This window comes from Myxococcus sp. AM009 (assembly GCF_013372605.1).
Lineage (GTDB): Bacteria > Myxococcota > Myxococcia > Myxococcales > Myxococcaceae > Myxococcus > Myxococcus vastator.
Window position 1 is genome coordinate 14,892 of record NZ_JABXEP010000081.1, and the last position, 21,149, is coordinate 36,040.

Sequence of the window (21,149 nt, forward strand, 5' to 3'; positions counted from 1 at the left end):
AGACGTGTGGAGGTGGGGGGACTGCCAATGTGTGCGGATGTTCGCCGATTCCCAAGGCCACGGCGTGCGAGGGCAAGAACTGCGGGCAGGTGCCCAACGGTTGTGGTGGCACGTATGACTGCGGGAGTTGTGTAAGCCCACAGACGTGTGGAGGTGGGGGGACTGCCAATGTGTGCGGATGTTCGCCGATTCCCAAGGCCACGGCGTGCGAGGGCAAGAACTGCGGGCAGGTGCCCAACGGCTGTGGTGGCACGCATGACTGTGGCTCTTGCAGTGGAGTCAATTCATGCGGCGGTGGAGGAATACCGAATGTTTGTGGGTGCACGCCCATGCCTGCATCTGTGGCTTGTGCGCTAGTCGAACGCGAGTGTGGACCGAGCAATGATGGCTGCGGCGGAATCGTCAACTGCGGCTCGTGCTCAAGCGGGAACATCTGCCAGGCTGGCGTATGTGTGGAGCGGTAGCGGGCGTCTCGAAAGTTTTTGGGCTGGTTGGGATGGCGTGTTGATTTTTGGGGTTTGATATATGAGTTCAAGAGAATTTGACGTGGTTCAGGGTGGATGGCGATCCGTGAATCGCTTTTTGAGCGTCATGCTCGGTGCTGTCGTGGCTGTAAGTGCATGTGGCCCTTCGGATGAAAGCGAGAAGGGGCAAATGGCAGGAGGCCGCCACCGAGCCCAGGGGCTTGAAGTCCTAGTGGATGCCTTGCTTCCTACGGAGACGGACAACGAAGGTTTCGTAGCAGCTCGGAGCACGGGGTTTTCCGGCGTTGCTGCTGACGGAGCGTCGACCTACTCGCTGCCTATCTGGTTGCCATCGGGGCGTGCCGGCATTCAGCCGGAGCTGTCTCTTGGTTACAAGAGTGATGGCGGGAACGGTATCATAGGCCGTGGGTGGAGTCTGGCTGGCGCCTCACAGGTCTCTCGCTGCGGCCTTACACAGGCCCAGGATGGAAAGGTGGAGGCAATCACATTCACGGCCGATGATGCCTTTTGCCTGGATGGTCAGCGTCTGGTGTCGGTCAATGGCGTTTACGGTGCTTCATACACTGAGTATCGAACCGAGCGGGAGACCTTCAGCAAGATTGTGTCCATGGGGGCGGACGCGCTGGGGCCGCGCGAGTTTCATGTGTTCCTGAAGAGTGGGCACAAATTGACCTATGGGTTTCTGCACCATTCCACTTTGGCGGGACGTCGTACGCGGGTTCGTCCATCGGGCCTCAATGGTTTCCTCCAGACGGTTGATACAGATGAGAGTCGACTGTCATGGGCGTTAGCGCGCTTGGAAGACCGGAGTGGAAACTCCGTTTCTTTCCACTATGCGCTTCACTCCGATTTAGAAGATGGAAGTGTCGAGCAGACACTGGAACGCATTGAATATACGGCTTCTTCCCTTGGTCAGGGAGTGCCTGCTACGCGATTTGTTGTGTTTGAGTATGAGTCGCGCAGTGATTCTCGTGTCTCGTATGCGGCTGGCTTCAAATTGAAGTTGAGCAAGCGCCTCAAGGAAATCAAGATTAGCGCGCCCAACCCCATTTCAGTTGGGCTGGTCCGAGCCTATCGGCTCGGCTATATGCAAGATGCAATCAGCGGCGCGAGCATGCTTAAGACGTTTCAGGAATGCGATGGGAATGGTGCCTGCGTTCGGCCTATAGTCTTTTGGTGGTCGTCTTCGAATCGCAATTTCACCGAGCAAGACACAGGGCTCGCAGATGTTGTTCCTTCCAGTTTTGTGCAGTCTGGCCACAGTGTCCTTAATACGGTCGATGTTGATGGGGACGGGCGTGATGATCTTCTTTATCGTGCTCCTTCAAGCGTGGCTCTGAATTCCAAGTGGATCCTTCGGTCGATTTCTGCTGCGGGACAGATTTCAGGGGGCGACGTATTCAGCCTTCCGCTTCACTGTGGAGTGGCGACGGCTGGTCATGACGGACGGTGGGCGGACGTCAACATGGACGGCCGCATGGATGTAAGCCTTCTTGTACAGAATACGTGTGGCCCAGGCCCCACAAGCAATATTAAGCACCTGCTCCAGTCGAATAATCCTTCGCCGGGAGCCAACTGGTTCTATGAGATCGAGGACGATGGACGGCAACCCGGAACCTTCTGGTACGGGGACTTGAACGGAGATGGTCTGTCGGACCTGATTCGCGTTGAACCCACCGCTGGTCAGTTGGGCTTCCGGCTGAACATGGCGGGAAGTTTGCAGCCCTTCCAGGCGATCCATGCATCGGATCGCAATGACAATAGCCAATTTGCTGTGAATCTGGATGGCTCTGGCAAGACGAGCCTGTTTATTCTTGAGAAACGGCTGATCGTCGATCCGGTTCCTACGTATCAAACTGTCGGACGGCGCTACTGGTCATTGACGTGGCGCGACGGCGTTTTCGAAAAGAAGGAGACCACGCTGGTCAGGACGGATGTCTCGACAAAGCAGTATATTTTTGTCGACATCAATGGCGATGGATTGCCTGACGCGCTGCGGGAGCAAAAAGCGGAACCCAGCGGCGATCCGGAGAATCCGGGCAATGAGCCTGAGCCCGAACCGGTTCAGGGGGATGTGGAAGTATTGATCAATACTGGAGATGGCTTTGCTGCGCCATACACGATCACTCTTCCGCAAGGTGCGAAGTTGGGAGCATTTACCCGGGATAACGGTATTCGGGTTTTTGATTTCAATGGAGATGGTCGGCAAGATTTATTGCTGATGGATGACGGCGACGGCAGCCGCTCGCGAGTGGTGGTGCTTGAGTCTAATGGCACGAGTTTTGTGCCGCGAAGTCTAGATATCCCCGTGGGGCAGGCGACCACGCGGGGGTACAGTGTGTCGCAGATCTTGGATGTGAATGGCGACGGTCTGATGGATCTAGCACAGGTAGTTAATGGCACACTCCGAATCTATCGGCGTAGGGGCCCTCCTTCAGGATTGCTGACGAAAGTGACGGATTCGCTGGGCTCGAATGTGGATTTCATCTACAAGCCGATGGCAGATGCGTCCGTCTATACCCCTGGCACGTCCTGCTCTTACCCGCAGCAGTGCGTTCGGTCTGGGCGGTGGCTGGTTGCCGAGCACCTGGTAGATTCCGGTAAGAGCTCGCCGCGTCGCCGCGCATACACCTACGAAGACGGGCGGGTAGATGTTTTGGGGCGTGGTTGGTTGGGGTTTGCCGCGATGTCCGTAAGTGAGATTGCGGCAGGAGCCAGGGTTCGCACCGAGTTCGATAACAGGACACGGGTGGGTACTCATTATCCGTATGCAAATATCCCGAAGAAAACGGTGACGGAGGTTGCGCTCACCGGACGAATTCACAAGACCGTCGAGTCGTTCGAACTGGCGCATCATGTTCGCCAAGGCGGGCGTGGGGGCAGCGTTATCACCGTGCTCCCTGCGACAGCCCAAGAACAAGTGTACGATCGACTTGAGAGTGAAGGCCCAACGGACGGCCTCTTGCGGCAAGTAGACACCGAGTGGGGGTACGACTGGAACTATGGAAACCCTACTTCCGTAGAGAAGGTAATCGGAAGTGAAGTCATGGTTGAGTCAATTCAGTATCAGAATGATCCGCAAAACTGGCTTGTGGGGCTGCCGGTTGCTGATCAGAAAACGCATACTGTTAATGGCGTTTCCGTGACACGCAACCATGCACGCACCTATTGGCCGGGAACAGCACTGCTAGCGAGTGAAACTATCGAGCCGGGAAGTGCACATTTTGAAGTCGTGACGACGTATCTTCGTGATCCGGATGGGCTGGCATATCAGATCTCCCGTTCCGCTACTGGGGCGCAATGGGGGATCCCGATTCGTACGATGGGAATCTCTTATGATCCCGTGGATCGAACCTATCCTACCGTGATGACCAACAGCCTGGGGCACACAGTTCGTGTCGCCTATCATAGTGGCTTGGGACTGGTCTCGGTGAGCGAGGATGAGAACGGTCTTATTACCAAGCGACGTTTTGATGGGTTCGGGCGACTTCGGGCCGTGGATGCGCCAGACTCTAGTGATTCGACAATCAGTTACAGGGCATGTGTTGCTCCCGGCGAATCGTGCTCTCTTGCTGTGTCCATCCTGCGGCGAATGTCCCCCTTGAACGAAAATGTTCCAGGATTTGTACTTGTAGATGAAGAGTCCAGTACCGACCGTCTGGGGCGCTGGATGGGTACCCGGAAGCGCGGTTTCTCAGAGGAGAATGTCAATTCTGGGAATCTGTACGATGAACTGGGGCGTGTGACAACGCAGTGGTTGCCACCACCCGGGGGTTCGGGGTCCGGCGCAACTTCGTTCGCTTATGACAATCTGGGACGTACGGTACGAACGACGTACCCCGATGGGACGAGCGAGACCAAGCAGTATGAGGGGCGAAAGGTCACTACGTGGGATGAAAAAGGAAACTCGACGATAATCTGGCTGGACGAGCACGGACGACCGCAGACGACAGAGGACATGCTGGGAACTCGGCGCATCGTATCGAGCACGAGGTTTGGTCCCTTTGGGCAGCTTGAGTCCGTCACCAACGGGTACGGGCAGGGGCCGCGATATCAGTATGACCGACTGGGCCGCCAGAGTCAGGTGAATGACCCAGACTCAGGGCTCACTGTTACAGACTACAATCCATTCGGAGAGGTCACGCGGGTGACTGACGCCAATGGTGACGCAACGGTGTTCGAGCGAGACACACTTGGCCGCATGACGGTCCGGACGAACCGCGATGGTGTGGCTCGATTTACGTGGGATCATCCTGTTGATAATCCCTCCGTGGGGTGGGTTGGCGCTCTCTTTCGTAGCGCAGTGGAGGGGGATGCCAGTACCAGCCTGGACGACATTGTTACTGTGCATTCCTACGATGCCCTGGGACGGCCAGTTGGCGAGGACTGGAGTGTTGAAGGACAGGTGTATTCGGTCTCAAGGACATTCGACGAGTACGGACTCCTTCGACGGTTAGACTACCCCAGCGTAGGAACCAATAGATTTTCTGTTGACTATAATTACACAGCAAGAGGTGTGTTGGAGTCGGTGGGTCGTTCATTCGGTGGGACTCTCTACTGGAAAGCCCAGGCGCGAAACGGTTTGGGGCAATTGACCGCAGAGGAGTTCGGCAACGGCGTTACCAGTCAGCGCAGGTACGATACCCGAGGGAGGACGGTCTTTATTGAGACGAAGGGACCTGCCGCTCCTCAAGTCGCCGAAGAACAGCGTCTACGTCAGATGCTGGCCTACGAATACGACGTCAATGGGAATATGAGAAGTCGGCACGACCGCTTGTCTCGAACAACCGAAGACTTCTTCTATGACTCCCTGAACCGGTTGGTGAAGTGGTCCGTTTACCAGAATTGTACTCCCTCCTCGGTGGAGTACGGTTACGATGATCTAGGGAATCTGCTAGGTCGGTCCGTAACTCAAGGAGCAGGGGAAAACCTGTCTTTGTTCTATGAGGGCACGGGAGGGGCAGGACCCCACGCGGTCACTCGTTCCTCGTTGGGATCCTATACGTACGACGCCAATGGGAACCAACTGACAGGGCCAAGTCGTGTTGTTGAGTACACTACTTTTAATCTTCCCTCTCACGTAAGCCAGGGCTCAAAGAGTTTGAGTTATCGCTACGATGCGATGAACACCCGGACGGTCAAACGCGATTCGAACGGCGACGTGACAGTTTACGTGGGGGGCATCTATGAGCGTCGCCGTGTGGCGACTGGAGCGGCAGTGCACGTCTTCAGCGTCATTGGCTCAGACGGTCCCGTCGCGCAAGTCTCGTGGGCTGCGGATTCGACGGGTCAGGTTTCAGTCGAGAGAGCTTTGTATCTTCATGTCGATCGCCTGGGAACGGTCGAAACGATTACAGATGAGTTTGGTGCTGTGTTTGAGCGTTCACGGTTTGAGCCCTATGGGGGCAGAAGATATCCCAATGCCCTAGGTGTCCCGCAGGTGCGTGGGAATTCTCAAGTGCGCCAAGGATTCACTGGTCACGAACATGATGATGAAGTGGGCCTCATCAACATGAAGGGACGAGTGTACGACCCGGTACTCGGTCGATTCCTCAGTCCTGATCCATTGATGGTCGGGCCCCGGATGAGCCAAGCGCTGAATCGATACAGCTATGGACTGGGGAACCCCTTGCGGTACACGGACCCGACCGGATTCGCGGTCAATGAGCTGCCTGTTATTGTTTATGACAGTTGGTTCGGCGGCTATTCGGTGGCAGGAGTTTCTGGGAATGCTGCGATAAACGAGCAGCAGATGTTAGTGAGTATGTTGGGGCCGGATCTTGCAGATCCAACTACGTATTTGGTTCGAACTGAGTATGTTTCCGAGAACGGAAGACCGGTTGAAACTAGAGATTACTATGTTGTGAAGATTCCCGAGCATTCATCCATGTATTACTACAGGAGGTTTGTTCGGGCGTGGGTGGCGTTTGATGTGATTAAGGATAAGCTGGAGTTTGGGAAGGGGTTGTTTTTGGGGGCGATCGCCGGGGCGGTTCCGTTCCTGGGGCTTGTCCCTCCTCCGGAAGGAAGCTCCAAAGACTTCCACTTGGGCTATGGTGCCGCATTGTTTGCCTGGGGAGGGGTGCAGATTATTGGTAGTGGTGTCGCAATCGCTGGTGGAGGGACTGCGTCGACAGCCGGCGCGGCTGCCAGTAGTACGGGTGTTGGTGCTCCCGTCGGGGCTCCTGCGGCTGTGATTGGAGGTTCTGTTGCTGTGTCGGGCGCCGCTGTTGCTGCTTTGGGGGTCGCGAATATTATCGGGGCCCTCAATGCGGTGCAGATGGCGAACCAATCCGGAGGTGGAGGCGGGGCGCCTAGTACGAGCGATACGAAATCGTCAACTGCAAAGGCACCGGAAGGCGGTAGCGGAGGCTCAGTAGAGAACATCTCAGCCGCCGATGCCACTCGGATCCAGAATGCTGCGAACCGTATCGGTTCGCCGATTCACCTTGTGGGAAGTAGGGCTAGCGGCAAGTCAGGACCGAACTCAGACTGGGATTTCGTGATCGAACCCAGTCACTCCAACCACCATGCGAGGAGCAGCGCTGCCGCCTCTCTTCCGGGCGCGAAGAGTGTTCGGGATGGGGTTTGGCGCAATCAGGACGTGTTCAAGGGGCCTCTGGATCGCTCCAGACCCTATGTGACCTTCTTTCCGGAGTAGCGCAATGGCCATAGTTGAAATGGAACTCTTCACGGATCAGGGTAATAATGCTGTTGTTCGGCTACCTGAGCGGAAATACCCGGGGGTCGTTATCCAGGGTGACATGTTGAACTCGTTGGTCACTACGACATTCGATGCAATTGAAGCCTTGAGTCGTAGTGATCTCGGTGATGCTCAGGACTTGCTACGGGAGTTGGCGGCGCAACTACAAACTGCTCGTGAGCGATACGAGGCCGCGCTTCGTGACCACAGGATCGAGTTGCCTTACTGAGCGGTGTGAGCACAATCGGCAGGCCTGATGCGCTTTCTCGGGGTCGGATTTGAAGAAGGGTCGTCGGGTCGCGGGGTTGCGGGTGGGAAGTGTCAGTCCTGATTCATTGTGAGGGGTTGCGGAGTGAGGAAGGTGAGTGAGGTCAGGCACTTGCGTCGCTGAGGCCCTGTCGCGTTCGCGACGGGCAGTTGCGGTGCCCGGTTCTGATCGCGCCGCATGGGGTGCAGCCCCTGGGTAGGCGGCATATCGAATGACCTGCTTCGTTGGTTTCGGAAGCGGCTTCGAGTAGGGCTCGGGCGAGGAGAAGAGCGGAGGGATGGAGCGGGCGAGCCCCATCCCTCCAAGTGGCTTGCGCGGAAGAAGAGCGAGAGCCGGGAGCAGTGGACCATGAGCCGAGTCCCAGGACAACGGCGTCGCGCGTTGCGCCACGCCCAACTGGAGTGGAGCTGTGAGGTGATGGACCCGCGACAGGCGCGTGGGCGAAGGCATGGGCACCAGGGGCTTTTAGGGCTGCTGGTGGCGGCGTTCGCCTGTGGGCTGAAGAGTCTGCGCCGGGTGGAGGACCTGGCACAGGACCTGGGGGCGCGCGTCCGCAGGCAGCTGGGGCTGGCCGCCCGTGTCCCTCCGCCCGAGCGCACCCGGCAGACACTTGAAGTCAGGTCGCAGAGAGTGTTGGGCGGGCCGCCAGCGGCGCGTCGTCAGTCGTCAGAGCGCCGCCTCAAGCGGGCATGGCGACCGGCGAGACTCCACGACGGGCAAGCACATCGGCTCTGGTGACTCAAGCACGTACATGGGAACCAATGCGTCAGACAACTACAACCTCCCGCAGTTCCACTGGTTGGGGTGGACCAAGAAGGAGGAGATCGTCCAGGTCAACTCGGCCATCGACAATGGTGGCTTCATCGACGTCACGCTCCGCCCCGTGGGAACCAACGCTGACAGCGCCAGCGGTCTCCTGCTGGGCGCGGTCTGGCAGGATCCCGACACAGGGCTGCGGCGGTTCATCTCCATGCCGAAGCCGCGCACCAACAACTCGAATCTGATTGAGGGCGGCACGGTGTTCGTGCATCGCAGCGCCAGGGGCATGAACTGCACGGGTGCCTGCATGGCGTCGCTTCAGATGACGCGGTTCAGCGCCAAATCCAACAACGAGCATGATGCGTTCGGCATCTTCGTCAAGCCGCTGGCCTACACCAGCCACTTCATCCAGGAAGACGGAATGCGCGTCGAGGTGTTCACCTCCGTCACGTTGCGAATCAGGCGGTAGCGGCGGGACGTGGCTGGCGCCGGCGCGTGCTGAGCACCAGCACCCCGTCTCTCGCGGCGGTATCAGCCGCCGCGAGAGCTGGGCGCCTTTCAGCTCACCTGAAACCTCGTCCTTGACGGCACTCCCTGAAGCGCGTCAGCGCGAGCGCTTCGATGCCGTCCCGCGCATTTCGTTGAGCGCGTCCTCCACGGCCGCGCGCAGTTCCTCGATGATGGTGTCGAGGAACGGCCGGCGCTGGAGGTCTTCGGTAATCCAGGGGTCCATGATGACGGAGCGCAGCACGGTGATGCGGCCCTCCTCGCCCCGCCCCGAGGTCGCGCCGCTTCCCAGCAGGCGCGTCTTGTAGTCATCGAAGAACTTCTTGCCGTAGTCCTCCTCGATGAAGTCCGTGGTGCTCACCAGCAGCCGGTAGCCATAGATGTCGCGGCCGTCGGCCTTGACGCCCAGACGCTCGTAGATCTTCCGGTTGAAGGTGTTCGCCTCCTCCAGGCTCGGGTTGAGGCCCTGTCCGGAGGTGAAGTTGAAGGCGTAGGTGAGGATGTTGAGGTCCGCGCCCGTCTCGCGCAGCAGCTCCAGTTCCTCCTCCCCTGACGCCGTGAGGAGCTTCTCCTGCGGCACGCCCATGATTTGATGCCGCAGGGTCTCCAGCGCCTGCTTCTCACCGCCGTACTTGCGCTTGAGGGGCTCGGAGAGCTTGAAGCGCGGGCCCGGCACCACGACGTAGTCACTGGCCGTGGAGTTCATCATCAGCAGCCGGGCGTGGAACAGCTTGCAGTTGTAGAGCGCCCTCCCGAGGATCTTCCCGTAGCCACGCTGGTCCGGTGGGACGACGGCATGGCTCAGGTACACGCCCGCCGCCGCGGCGCCGGGCTTGGAGCCCTCGATGCCGTACTTGCCCACGGTGAGGTCCTCCTGGCTCCCCGCCGTGTTGATGTAGGGCGCCTCGAAGGCCACCAGGCTGCGCATGGACTGATTGCGGTAGCACAGCGCTCCAGCGGGGTAGGGCAGGTAGCCCGTCTTGTGCGGGTCCACGGTGATGGTGTCCGCCTCGGGGAGCGCCTCGAACTGCTGCGTCACGTACCGGCTGAGGGGCAGCACCGGCGCGGGCGGGCCCGCGCGGCTCTTGTCGGTGCTCGGCGGCGCGCGCAGGAGCGAGGCGAAGTACCCGCCCCAGGCCGCGTCCGCATGCACGCAGAACGACATGCCCTGCGGATGGTACTTCTGCCGGCGGAGCGCCAGCACGGACGCGAGCGGGTCCACCAGCCCCTCCTCCGTCGTCCCCATCACCGCCGTCACCGCGATGACGGGCTGCCGGTCCGCCTTGCACTGGTCCAGCCGCGCCTCCAGGGCAGACGCGTCCATGCGCCCCTCTTCATCCAGGGGGACGCTGAACATGTGGTCCGCGCCGATGCCCAGAATCGCCGCCGCCTTGGGGAGCGAGTAGTGCTTGGAGCCGGGGACCATGAACACGGGGGCTGGGATGTCCCCCAGGTAGCGGCGGGTGAACTCCACGAGCCCCAGGTCCTGGAGCATGTAGTTGCCCACGCTTGCCGTCAGCGTCTCCACCGGAATGGAGAACTCCTCCTGGATACGGGTGGGGATGCCCAGCACCTCGTCCACGTCCAGGTTCAACGCCTGCCACGCATCCAGGTCGAGCAGACGCGCCCGGGTCCCCGAGGGCAGCGTCACCTGAAGCGACTTCGCCGCGGCCAGCGCGGACTCCCGCTGGATGGCCTCGCGCAGGGAGAGGGGATAGAACTTCAGGTTTCGCGCGGCCCACATCGCCTCGATGTTGGCGGTGGTGCCACCGCTGGTCAGGTGGCTCCAGGGGCGGATGTCGCCCTTCTGGGCGTAGCCCACCATCCGGCACAGGTCCTCGCCGGCCCGGACCTCCAGCACCGTCGTCAGCGGCGAGGCCTCCAGCGCGACGTTGTTCTGATTGTAGAGCATCGCCGCGAAGTAGCCGGCCATGCCCGGGAGCGTCTGGTCCCAGGTCATGTGGCCCTGGTAGCGCATGCTGAAGAACGGCGCGGACTTCTTCAGCTCGGCCAGGAGGTTGTTGAACTCCGTGTGCAGCGTGTCGAGCGCCCGGAGGTAGCCCGGATCTCTCTTGATGCTCTGGGTGATGGCGGGAGGGTCCATCGGGTGGAAGTTCCGGCGCCAGAAGGCGTGGTCCCTCAAGGCCTCCAGCACCAGCTGCTCGAAGACGTCCGCGTTCTCCGCGCGGGGCCCCAGGAACCACGCCTCCACGTCCCGCCCGTCCTCGATGGGGGCTTCCCTGCCATGGGTTGACTCCCACAGCAGCTCTCGGTGCGCGAGCTGGTTGGTCTTCAGTCGCTCGCGCAACGCCTGCTTCAATTCATCCAGGGCACGACTCGAGTAGTCCGGCTGGGACTTGTGGGCCATGTGGGGCTCCTTGCGTCAGGGAAGGACCATGGCCAGACACAAGGCGTGGGCGGGCGGCCACGGTCGCGCCAGATATACATGATGTAGTTGCAATCCCTTTTGTCATGTCGTGCCGCGGTCAATTCCTGACAATCTCCAGCCCTCCGGGGCCGGGACGGTGCAATCCATCCAGCGTCGGGTGCGCGACACCTTCACGCGCGAGGGCGACGTGTGGAAGCGCCGGCCGTGAGCGTCAGAACATCTGGCCGAAGGTGACGTAGAACCGCTGTCGCCCGGAGCCCGTGGAGCGCGCGTAGTCGGTGCGGACCACCGCCGCGCGCCGGGAGAACCGCAGGCCTCCGCCGACGCCCGGGTGCCAGTGCCACCACTTGCCATCCGAGACGCCCGGGTGCCACACGCGGCCCAGGTCCACGAAGGCCACCGCGCCCAGCTTCAGTTGCTGTCCGAAGACCTGGAACCGGGCCGCCTGATAGCGCAGCTCCGTATTGGTGAACGCCTTGATGTTCCCAGCGAAGCGGTTGCGCTCGATGCCGCGCACGCTGTTCATGCCGCCAATGCCTTCGGACACATTGACGCCGCCGGTGTTGCTCCACTCGTAGAACGGCACGTCGCCGAACAGCATGTCCAACGTCATCCGGTGCGCCAGCGTCAGCCGTGACGTCAGCGGGAAGTAGCGCCGCTCGCTCAGGGTGACGCCGACGTAGTGGTAGCGGTTGCCCGTGGCGTTGCCGGAGATGCGCAGCGACAGCTCTTCGACGCTGCCTTGTCGCGGGTCCGATTCGTTGTCGCGCGTATCCCAGAGCACGCCGGCGAGCAGCTGCCCCATGTTGCCGCCGTCCATGCCCAGGGGCTTCTCCAGCGACAGCATGGACTTCGCGTAGGCCGCCACGCGCATGTGCCGCCAGCCGTAGCCCACATAGGACTGGAGCGGATGTTCCTCTCCGAAGGGGTGTCCACGCAGGCGGAACCAGAAGCCCGGCGTCCCCTTGTCGAAGTTGTACAGCTCGTTGTTCACATCCCCGCGGAAGCCCGGCGCGGACAGGTTGCCCGCGCCAAAGAAGGGGCTGCGAAGCTCTCGCCGGTAATCCAGCCGGCCCTCCACGCGCAGCGGCCCGAGCAGCTTCGGCCCGTCGTAGCGCAGCGAGTGGTTCTGCACGCCCCGGTTGCTGAAGAACGTCTGCGCGCTGATGGCGTGCGCGTAGGGCTGCTTCCCTGGCGCATAGAGGTACATCCCGCCCACGGCGCCGTAGCCCATGCCCTGGTCCGAGTTGAAGCTCACCAGGGGGATGGCAATCGCATCGAAGCCGGACGTCCGCACGGGCTCGAGCCCGGGCGCGGGGCGCGCGCGGGCTGCCGGAGCAGCGCTCAGGCTGACGAGGAGGACGGCCGTGGCGGGAATGAGCATGAAGGGGCCGCGGAGGACGCCTGGGTGGCGGCGTTTCTTCCCGCACGGAGAAGCCTCGGCGGTTGCCCGCCCGCTCTCCTGGAGGGCGGCTCCCACTCCAGGGCGGCTGGCCTCTCAAGTGCTCATCTTGGCTGCCAGAGGAGGGGAGGCGACACCCGTGAGCGCTGTGCTTCCACCAGCGATGCACCTGTGGGCCCACGGCCTCGTGCGCCGGGTCCGGGAGAAGGTGCCGCCCGCGCCAGGGCGCAGGGCGAGGAAGCTGCTCATCGTCCACCTGGACGGCGTCCCCAAGCGCCTGCTGGATGAAGCGCTCGTCGCGGGGCGCATGCCCTTCCTGGCGCGGCTCGTGCGCTCGGGGGCGTATCACCTGGACGAGGCCTTCTGGGGCGCGCCCACGTCCACGCCCTACTTCCAGGCGGGCCTGCTCTACGGCATGCGCCACGCCAACCTGCCGGCGTACTCGTGGTTCGACCGCGAGCTGGGCCGCAAGGTCCAGATGAACACCCCATCAGACGCGCTGGCCATCGATGAGCGCCTGCGCGGCGCGGGGCGGACCAGCCTGCTCGACGGTGGAGGGCACGGGTACTTCTCCCTGTTCCGCGCGGGGGCTGAGAACGCGCTGAGCATGAGCACGCTGGCCAGCTTCAAGCAGATGTCGCGCGCGTTCTCCCACGAGATGCGGGGGCTGCTCAGCGCGCGCACGCGCGGCCTCTGGGACTACCTGCGCTCACTGGGCATGGACACCTGGGCCGCGGCGCGTGAAGTCACCCACTGGGCGCGGGGGCTTCACGACTGGCGCCACGAGCCGGCCTTCCTCTTCAGCCACGTCTTCCTCCAGCGCCTGGGCTGGAGCTTCGCCTTCACCAAGTCCCTGGTGGACCTGGCGCGGGGCGTGCCCCTCATCTACCTCGTCTACGGCAACTACGATGAGGTGGCCCACCGCCGGGGGCCACGCTCCGAGCAGGCGCGCGCGGAGCTGTACCGCGTGGATGCGTACCTCGCGGAGCTGTACGCCGTGGCGGGCGCGGTGGAGCAGCCCTATGACGTCGTCTTCCTCTCCGACCACGGGCACGTGGATTGTGTGCCTTGGGAGCAGCGGAGGGGCCAACCCCTGGCGCAGTGGTTGACGGCGCCCCATGGCGACGGCCCCCTCTCCGACGACGTGGTCCGCGGCCTCTGCGACGGCAGGACTCGCCCGGAGCCGGACACGCAGCCGCGCGCGCCCTTCACGCCAATGGCCGTCGAGTGCGGCGACTTCGCCCATGTGTACGTGTCCGGTGAGCCCGAGCCGCTGGAGGCCAGGTCGCTGCTCGCGCGCCACCCCGAGGTGCTGGCTCGGGTGACACGGAGCCCGGACATCGGCCTCGTCGCCCTGCGGCGAGGCGACAGCGCGGTCGCGCTCGTGCGTGGCGGCGTCTACACCGTGGACTCCTTGGACCGGGCCCCGCTGTCCACCGAGTTCAGCAAGCGCGCGGTGGCGGACTTCCTCCGCGTCCTCCCCACCATGTCCACCGCGGGGGACCTGGTGCTTTTCGGCGAAGCCGTGCGGCGCGGTGGCACCGTGGGCTTCGCCTGGGAGTTCGGCTCGCACGGAGGACTCACCCGCACGGAGGCCAACAGCCTGGTGTGCTGGCCCGCCAAGGCCCCCGTGGACCTGTCCGGGCTGTCGCACTGCGCGCAGCTCCATGAGCGGCTCGCGGCGGCCTATCTCGAAGACACCCCACGACTCCGGAGGGTGCCGTGAAGGGCAGGGCGAGGCCTTCCGGGGGCCGGGCGTTGTTCAAGGTGCTGCTCGCCGTCTTCGGGCTCGTGCTGTCCGTCGTCCTGCTCTCCACCGCGTTCTTCAAATGGAACCTGGGCGGAGCCGGGCCCCTGCTCCAGCCGCGCTTCCCGCTGGGGGATTTCGTGAGGGACTTGCCCGGCCACCTCGTGTGGCTGGTGCCCTTCATGTTGCTCCAGGCCTCGCTCATCCCGCTGCGTGCGGTGCAATGGCAGCGCACGCTCCGCAGGCCGGTGCCCTTCAAGGAGCGCTATCACCTGGTGGCCATTGGCGCCTTCGTCCACAACGCGCTGCCCGGGAAGCTGGGCGAAATCATGCGCTCGTTCCTCCTGTCGCGGACGCAGCGCATCCCCTTCCTGCGCTGCCTGGGCACGGTGGGCGTCTGCAAGCTGATGGAGTTCGCGGCGCTGATGTTGCTCGTCACGCTGTCGCTGCTTGGCCCGTTTGGCCAGACGCTGTCCCGCTTCCAAGGGGAGCTGAAGGTGGCCGTGTCGCTCTGCGTGGGGCTGGTCGCGTTGGTGGTGCTGCTGGCGCACTGGTCCGGCCCGCTCGCCTTCGCCCTGCACAAGCGCCACAAGCTCCCCCGGGTAGAGGGCTTCCTCCACCACGTCAGCGAGGGCCTGGGCACCGCGCGCTCCTTCACCGGCATGGCGAAGGTGTTCGTCTTCTCGGTGGGGCCAGTCCTCGCCTCCGCGCTGGCCTACGGCCTGGCGCTGCAGGGCATCGGCATCTCCGGCGGACTCTTCGCCGGAGCGGTGGTGCTGGGGGCCATCTCCCTGGGGCAGTCGCTCCCGGGCGTCCCGGCGGGCATGGGCATCTACTACTTCGTGACGAGCTGGGCGGCCCGCAGCCTGGGGGCCTCGCCAGAGGACGCGGCGGCCTTCTCCACGCTCACGCACCTGGGCACCGTCATCAGCCAGGTCGCCGTAGGCGCCGTCTCCGTCCACCTGCGGAAGATTCGCATCCGCGACTTGCGCAAGGGCGGGAGCCTCGCGCGGGAGGCGGCGAGTCACGTGGCCCACGATGCGGTGGAGCCCGCGCGCTCCTGACTCCTGAAAAGCGAAAAGGGGCCCCGGTTTGAAACCGGGACCCCTTCTCAACTTTGTGCCCAGGAGAGGACTCGAACCTCCATGCCCTTGCAGGCGCTAGACCCTGAATCTAGTGTGTCTACCAATTCCACCACCTGGGCAGGTGGGGCATCGCGGTGCGGCGCTGCGATGGGCCGGACATATAGAGTTCCTGCCCCGCCCCGTCAAGCACTACGTAACAACCTCACTTCTTCAGCGGCCATTTCCCTTCGGCCTCGAGAGCGCGGCGCAGGACGGGGTTCTCGTCCATGAAGGCGGTGAGGGACTCCTCGGTGATTTCAACCAGGATGTCCTCGGCGCCCAGCTCCGTCTGGCAGCTCAGCCGGGAGTAGGGGCGGACGTCGAAGCCCATGTCCAGGCGGTCCGCCTCCGCGTCCGTCTGCTCGCTCAGCGAGTCGAGGCCCTTGCGGACCCAGATGTGACAGGTGGAGCAGCCGCAGACCCCGCCGCAGCTGTGCCCCACCTGGGCGCCGCAGGATTCGGCGGCGTCCAGCAGGGTGGTGCCGGTGGGCACGTCGGCGCTGACCTCGGCCAGGGGGCTCTTGAAAGTCACCTTGGGCACGTCAGTAATCCTCCACGGAGTGGCCAGCCACCACCTGGGTGATGGCCTGGTTCATCACCCGCTCGATGAAGGGGCGGGACGCCTCGTCCAGCGCGTGCACGGCCTCCTTCAGCTTCAGGTAGTCCTCGCCCTTCATCAGCTCACGCACCCGGGCGATGGCGGAATCAATGACGGCGCGCTCCCCCTCCTGGAGCAGCGAGCCGTGCTCACCCAGCTGCCGGTCCGCCTCGGCGAGGACGCGCTCGGCGTCCACCCGCTGCTCCCGGACCTGCCGGGCCTGGATGTCGTCCTCGGCGTAGTCGATGGAGTCGAGCAGCATCTGCTCAATCTCCTCATCCGTGAGGCCGTGGCTGGGCTTCACGGTAATCGACTGGCTGACGCCGGTGCTCTGCTCCTGCGCGCTGACGGAGAGGATGCCGTCCGCGTCCACCTGGAAGCGGACCTCCACTCGGGCCAGGCCCGCGGCCAGGGGCGGGATGCCGGACAGGGTGAAGCGCGCCAGGCTGCGGTTGTCCTCCACCAGCTCGCGCTCGCCCTGGAGCACGTGGACGTCCAGGCCCGTCTGCCCGTCCTTGAAGGTGGTGAACACCTGGCCCGCGGTGGTGGGGATGGTGGAGTTGCGCTGAATCAGCTTCTCCACGATGCCGCCCATCGTCTCCAGGCCCAGGGACAGCGGAATCACGTCCAGCAGCAGCACGTCGTCCTGACGGTCCGCCGTGGTGAGCAGGTTGGCCAGCACCGCCGCGCCCAGCGCCACCACCTGGTCCGGGTTGATGTCGCCCAGCGGCTCACGGCCGAACAGCTCCGCCACGTAGCGGCGCACCGCCAGCACGCGCGTGGCGCCGCCGACCAGGATGACGCCGTCCAGCTCCCCGGCCGTCACGCCCGCGTCCTTCATCGCCCGCCGGCACACCGTGCCCGTCTTCTGCACGAAGGGCTGAATCCAGGCGTCGAAGTCCTCGCGCTTCACCAGGTGCGTCTGACCGCCCGCGGTGAACTCCACCGACGCCGCGTCGGTGAGCGCCTCCTTGGCCTTGCGCGAGGCCGCCAGCACCTCCGCCACCAGGGCGGGGGCCGGCGCCTCGGACGCGCCCAGCGTCTCCAGCACCCGCTGCGCAATCGCCCGGTCGAAGTCGTCGCCACCCAGCGCGGAGTCGCCGCCGGTGGACTTCACCTCGAACACGCCGTCCACCAGCTTGAGGATGGAGATGTCGAAGGTGCCGCCGCCCAAATCATAGACGGCGAACGTGCCCTGGCTGCCCTTGTCCAGGCCGTAGGCCAGCGCGGCGGCGGTGGGCTCGTTGAGCAGCCGCAGCACCTCCAGCCCGGCGAGCCGGCCCGCGTCCTTGGTGGCCTGCCGCTGGGCGTCGTCGAAGTAGGCGGGCACGGTGATGACGGCCTGCTCCACCTTGGTGGAGAAGTGCGCCTCCGCGCGGCGCTTGAGGGCGCGCAGCACCTCACCGGAGACTTCAATGGGCGTCACCGGCGTGCCACCCGCGACATCGAAGCGCACCACCTTGGCGCCGGGCGCGAACTTGTAGTGGCCCAGCTTGCGCGTCTCCGCGTCGTCCGGGCTGCGCCCCATGAAGCGCTTCACGGAGGCGATGGTGTCGGTGGGGTGCTCGGAGGCCAGCTTGCGCGCTCGGGCGCCCACCACCACGCCGCCGTCCTTCGCGTAGTGCACCACGGAGGGGAGCAGCAGCGCGTCGCCTTCGTCCACCGGGACGCAGACGGGCTTGTCTTGCACCACCGCCGCCACCAGCGAGTTCGTCGTGCCCAGGTCGATGCCCACCGCCTGCCCCTTGGGCTTCAGCGGGTCGTGAATCTGAAGGTAGCCGTTATTGCTCACGCCTGAATCTCCTCCTCGAACGCGTCCACCTGCTCGAGGAAGCGCGTGAAGTAGCGCACCCGCCCCAGCGCGTGCGATGCCTTTCTCACCAGTTCCTGCCCGTCGTCCCCCGGCGCGTCAGCCTCCAGGGTGCGAAGCGACTCCGCCGCCTCGGTGAGGGCCGCCTTCTTCCGGACCTCCACGTCGTCCGCCATGGCCCGGGCGCGGCCCAGGTCCTTCTTCGCCATGGCGGTGTCCAGCGACTCGCGCAGGTCCATGACCTCCTCCAGGAAGGCCAGGGGCATGTCCTTCTGCGCGCCCGCGTCCTCGCGGTCCAGGTCGATGCCGTGCAGCTTGAGCAGGTAGAAGGCGCGGCGCACCGGGTCCTTCAGCGTCTTGAAGGCCTCGTTGAGGGCGGTGGTGCCCTCCAGGGACTGCAGGCGCTCGCGCGCGCTGGCCTGTGCCACGCGGTCCGGATGGAGCTGCAACGACAGCTCGCGGTACTGCTTCTCCAGCGCCGGCACGTCCACGTCATAGGCGCGCTTCAGGCCGAAGACGTCGAAGTGGGTCCTCACGGGGGGCTCTCCAATGCGGGCAGGGGACAAACGAAAAGGGCCCGGCGGCTGGCCGGGCCCGCGTGGCGGCGGCTCCACCCGGCAGGGGGTGGAGCGCGTGCTGGCGCGTCAGACGGAGAAGCTCTCTCCGCAGCCGCAGGCCGCCTTGATGTTGGGGTTGTTCAGCTTGAAGCCGGAGGCCATGAGCGTCTGCTCGAACACCAGCTCGGTGCCGATGAGGTACAGGTAGCTCTTCGGGTCCACGAAGACGCGCACGCCGTCCTTCTCGAAAATCTTGTCGCGCTCGCGGGACTTCTCCGACCACTCCATGGAGTACTGGAGGCCCGAGCACCCGCCGCCCTTCACGGCCAGCCGCAAGCCGGCCTCGGGTGTCTGGCGCTGCTCCAGCAGCTCCTTCAGCCGGGCCACCGCGCTGTCAGCGATGGTGATGCCCTTGGGGGGCCTGGCCACGGGCGCGGCGGCAGGCGCCTGGCGCTGCGTCGTCTCCTGGGTCGCCTGCTCGCTCATGGTTCGCCTCTCCCTTTCCCGCAGACGTCAGGACGCCTTGGCCTGGCGCGCGGCGCGCTTCTTCTTGAAGTCCTCGATGGCCGCCTTGATGGCGTCCTCCGCCAGCACGGAGCAGTGAATCTTCACCGGCGGCAGCGACAGCTCGCGGGCCACGTCCTTGTTGGAGATGGTCATCGCCTGGTCCACCGTCTTGCCCTTCACCCACTCGGTGACGAGCGACGACGAGGCAATGGCCGACCCGCAGCCGAACGTCTTGAAGCGGGCGTCCTCGATGAGCCCGTCCTCGGAGATCTTGAGCTGCAGGCGCATCACGTCGCCGCAGGCGGGCGCGCCCACCAGGCCGGTGCCCACGTTCGGGTCTTCCTTGTCGAGCGTCCCGACGTTCCGGGGGTTCTCGTAGTGCTCGATGACCTTGTCGCTGTAAGCCATGCCTGCTCCTTCAACGGATGCTTCTCACCAAAGGTTCCGGCGGGCAACGCCCTCCGGGGGAGGGGGCTCGCGCCCCCCTGTCTACCAGGGAAGGCGCTAGTGCGCCGTCCACTCGATGCTCTTGAGGTCGATGCCTTCCTTGGCCATCTCGTACAGTGGGCTCATGTCGCGCAGCTTGCGGACCTTGTCCACGACGAGGTTCACCACGTAGTCGACCTCCTCCTCCGTGGTGAAGCGGCCCAGGCCGAAGCGGATGGAGCTGTGCGCCAGCTCCTCGTCCACGCCCAGCGCGCGCAGCACGTAGGAAGGCTCCAGGGAAGCGGACGTGCACGCGGACCCGGAGGACACCGCCACGTCCTTGATGCCCATCATCAGGGACTCACCCTCCGCGTGGGCGAAGGAGATGTTGAGGTTGCCCGGCAGCCGGTGCTCCATCGAGCCGTTGATGATGGTCATGTCCAGCGCGTCCGTCAGGCCCTTGCGCAGCTTCTCGCGCAGGCGAAGGATGCGCGCCGACTCCTCGGGCAGCTCCTTGCGCGCCAGCTCCGCCGCCATGCCGAAGCCGACGATGGCCGACACGTTCAGCGTGCCGGAGCGCATGCCGCGCTCATGGCCCCCGCCGTCGATGATGGGCGCGATGCGCACGCGCGGCCGGCGGCGCACGTACAGCGCGCCAATTCCCTTGGGGCCGTACATCTTGTGCGAGGTGATGGAGGCCAGGTCCACCTTCATGGCCTCCACGTCGAAGGGCACCTTGCCGATGCCCTGCACCGCGTCGCAGTGGAAGAGCACGCCCTTGGAGCGGCACAGCGCGCCAATCTGCGCGACGGGCTGGACGACGCCAATCTCGTTGTTGGCGAACATGATGGAGACCAGCACCGTCTTCGGCGTCATCGCCGCGGCCAGCTTCTCCAGGCTCACGCGGCCGTCGGGCTCCACGTCCAGGTAGGTGACGCGCGCGCCGCCGGTGGGCAGCTCGGCCCACTTGCGGTACGTCTCGTCGGCGTCCACGTCGTGCTTCGCCAGCAGCGCGGCCTGGTTGTCCTCGGTGACGTCCTGGCCCGCGAGCTGCGCAAGCCGCAGCAGCTTCAGCTCGTCCAGGCGCTCCTGCCGCACGCGCTCCAGGCGCTTGCAGGTGTCCAGGATGGCCTTGTGCTCCGTCTTGAGGGTGATGATGTGGTCACCCTTGGACTTGTAGAACTCGATGACGCCCTTGATGGCCAGGTTGTCGGACTCGGTGGCGCCCGAGGTGAAGACGATCTCCTGCTCGGCCGCGCCGATGAGCTCGGCCACCTGCTGCCGGGCCTTGTTCACCGCCGCCTCGGCCTTCCAGCCGAACACGTGATTGCGGCTGGCCGCGTTACCGAAGTCCTCGCGCAGGTAGGGCAGCATCGCCTCCAGCACCCGCGGGTCCAGCGGGGTGGTGGCGTGGTTGTCCATGTAGATCGGCAGCTTCACCATTGCTTCCAACACCTTCCTGGAGAGGACGTCGACTGGCGCCTCGGAGCGCCTTGGTCGCAGGGGGACCTACACCGTCACACTTGAATGTGGACCGGACTGGTCAAATATAAAAAGGGGCGCCTTCGGGTCAAGCGAACATCAGGAGCGCTACGGGTGTGGGTGCGTGCTCCCAATAGGACGCCTTAAGTCAACGCCGCGCCGTCGTGGATCAGTCCGGGTGCGCCGTCCTGGCGCGAGGTGCTCCGAAATGGCGCATACCCCTCGGCCAACCGCTTGATTTCCCAGCGAGCTCCACCCTGGCTGGTCGCCTGCACTGGCAGGGGCCACCACAGGGAGGAAGGCACATGAGCGCGAAGCAGGCGGCCCGCACGAAGGAGGCGCAGGAGACGGGGGAGGGTGGCGGGAAGACCCGCCTGGTCCGCAT

At 64.1% G+C, this 21,149-nt stretch carries 13 protein-coding genes and 1 tRNA gene; 5 read left to right on the top strand and 9 right to left on the bottom strand.

Translation table 11 applies throughout. The annotated features are described in order from the left end of the window. The first annotated feature begins 570 nt into the window (after window positions 1-570). The 3 genes from HV824_RS20660 to HV824_RS20670 all read left to right on the top strand — a co-directional run bounded on the left by HV824_RS20660 (window position 571) and on the right by HV824_RS20670 (window position 8,684). Window positions 571-7,146, top strand: coding sequence for an RHS repeat-associated core domain-containing protein (locus tag HV824_RS20660; RefSeq protein WP_176424035.1), 6,576 nt, complete (start codon window positions 571-573; stop codon window positions 7,144-7,146). A 727-nt stretch (window positions 7,147-7,873) separates the two neighbouring features. After that, window positions 7,874-8,194 (top strand): transposase family protein, encoded by a 321-nt coding sequence (locus HV824_RS38240; protein WP_368738085.1) that lies wholly within the window; start codon window positions 7,874-7,876, stop codon window positions 8,192-8,194. Window positions 8,195-8,207: 13 nt separating this feature from the next. After that, window positions 8,208-8,684, top strand: a complete 477-nt coding sequence (locus HV824_RS20670; protein WP_255208198.1) for a hypothetical protein — start codon at window positions 8,208-8,210, stop codon at window positions 8,682-8,684. Window positions 8,685-8,819: 135 nt separating this feature from the next. Here the strand turns inward: HV824_RS20670 and HV824_RS20675 are convergent, their stop codons facing one another. Beyond that, window positions 8,820-11,090, bottom strand: coding sequence for a pyridoxal-dependent decarboxylase (locus HV824_RS20675; RefSeq protein WP_255208199.1), 2,271 nt, complete (start codon window positions 11,088-11,090; stop codon window positions 8,820-8,822). A 232-nt stretch (window positions 11,091-11,322) separates the two neighbouring features. Further along, window positions 11,323-12,495 (bottom strand): BamA/TamA family outer membrane protein, encoded by a 1,173-nt coding sequence (locus HV824_RS20680; protein WP_176420418.1) that lies wholly within the window; start codon window positions 12,493-12,495, stop codon window positions 11,323-11,325. Here HV824_RS20680 and HV824_RS20685 point away from each other — a divergent pair. Next, window positions 12,494-14,239 carry an alkaline phosphatase family protein gene (locus HV824_RS20685; protein WP_306465630.1) on the top strand — a complete coding sequence of 582 codons (1,746 nt, stop codon included), beginning with the start codon at window positions 12,494-12,496 and terminating at the stop codon, window positions 14,237-14,239. The two genes, HV824_RS20680 and HV824_RS20685, sit on opposite strands and share 2 nt — an antisense overlap. Beyond that, window positions 14,236-15,324 carry a lysylphosphatidylglycerol synthase transmembrane domain-containing protein gene (locus HV824_RS20690; RefSeq protein ID WP_176420416.1) on the top strand — a complete coding sequence of 363 codons (1,089 nt, stop codon included), beginning with the start codon at window positions 14,236-14,238 and terminating at the stop codon, window positions 15,322-15,324. Before HV824_RS20685 ends, HV824_RS20690 begins: the two co-directional genes overlap by 4 nt. A gap of 56 nt (window positions 15,325-15,380) precedes the next feature. On the opposite strand, the gene HV824_RS20695 is transcribed toward HV824_RS20690, so the two are convergent. The 7 genes from HV824_RS20695 to HV824_RS20725 all read right to left on the bottom strand — a co-directional run bounded on the left by HV824_RS20695 (window position 15,381) and on the right by HV824_RS20725 (window position 20,722). After that, window positions 15,381-15,464: transfer RNA gene (locus HV824_RS20695), tRNA-Leu, on the bottom strand. Window positions 15,465-15,547: 83 nt separating this feature from the next. Then, window positions 15,548-15,925: a 2Fe-2S iron-sulfur cluster-binding protein gene (locus tag HV824_RS20700; RefSeq protein WP_176420414.1), complete on the bottom strand. Its 378-nt coding sequence runs from the start codon at window positions 15,923-15,925 to the stop codon at window positions 15,548-15,550. Window position 15,926: 1 nt separating this feature from the next. Continuing rightward, window positions 15,927-17,774 carry a Fe-S protein assembly chaperone HscA gene (hscA, locus tag HV824_RS20705; protein WP_176420413.1) on the bottom strand — a complete coding sequence of 616 codons (1,848 nt, stop codon included), beginning with the start codon at window positions 17,772-17,774 and terminating at the stop codon, window positions 15,927-15,929. After that, complete coding sequence (gene hscB, locus HV824_RS20710) at window positions 17,771-18,328, bottom strand: Fe-S protein assembly co-chaperone HscB (protein ID WP_176420411.1); 558 nt, start codon at window positions 18,326-18,328, stop codon at window positions 17,771-17,773. The genes hscA and hscB overlap by 4 nt, the downstream gene beginning before the upstream one ends. A gap of 108 nt (window positions 18,329-18,436) precedes the next feature. After that, a complete protein-coding gene (locus tag HV824_RS20715) occupies window positions 18,437-18,835 on the bottom strand; it encodes an iron-sulfur cluster assembly accessory protein (protein WP_176420409.1) in 399 nt (132 codons plus the stop codon). A 27-nt stretch (window positions 18,836-18,862) separates the two neighbouring features. Further along, window positions 18,863-19,264 carry a Fe-S cluster assembly scaffold IscU gene (gene iscU / locus HV824_RS20720; protein ID WP_002634235.1) on the bottom strand — a complete coding sequence of 134 codons (402 nt, stop codon included), beginning with the start codon at window positions 19,262-19,264 and terminating at the stop codon, window positions 18,863-18,865. A gap of 96 nt (window positions 19,265-19,360) precedes the next feature. Beyond that, window positions 19,361-20,722 (bottom strand): IscS subfamily cysteine desulfurase, encoded by a 1,362-nt coding sequence (locus HV824_RS20725; protein WP_368671020.1) that lies wholly within the window; start codon window positions 20,720-20,722, stop codon window positions 19,361-19,363. Window positions 20,723-21,149: the final 427 nt, after the last annotated feature.